This is a genomic window from Novosphingobium sp. 11B, assembly GCF_054589055.1.
Map to the genome: position 1 here is coordinate 1 of NZ_BAAILP010000226.1, position 468 is coordinate 468.

Consider the following 468-nt stretch of genomic DNA (forward strand, 5'->3'; position numbering starts at 1 on the left):
CTCGACTTTGTACGATCAGGTAGCGAAGCATAGTGCCTGAGCCATACGTTTTAGGCGGGTTGTGGGAATATAGTTCGGTTCTGGGTGCGGCGGGGAGTGTTGATTAATGTCGCCGACCCAGAGTTGGAGACGGACAGCTCCGATGGCGTCACTGAATGTCAGGTTGGTTTTTCGATACCAGGCGGCGGAATAAGGGGTGCTTTTAATGGTCAACAGATCGCAGGCCCATAGCGATATTAGGCTGTAGAGACCCAGCAGCGCCGGCGTGGTTCGCGCTATGGCTTTGTCGGTCCACTGGCGCTGTGTTTCGACACCAAGGTGAGCGCGGGTTTCTGCAAAGGTGACCTCGATCTGCCATCGGCGGACGTAGAGGGCGATCATCTCGGCGGGCTCGAGGGTGATGTCGGTACTGAAGAAGGCCTGCGGGTCGCGCTTTCCGTCAGGATCGCGAACCAGGACCCAGCGGAC

The 468-nt window shown here is 57.9% G+C and carries 1 pseudogene; it reads right to left on the bottom strand.

Annotated features, from left to right (window positions below):
• Positions 1-15: 15 nt before the first annotated feature.
• Positions 16-468, bottom strand: a pseudogene (locus ACYPYD_RS20235) (IS701 family transposase); the annotation flags it as partial.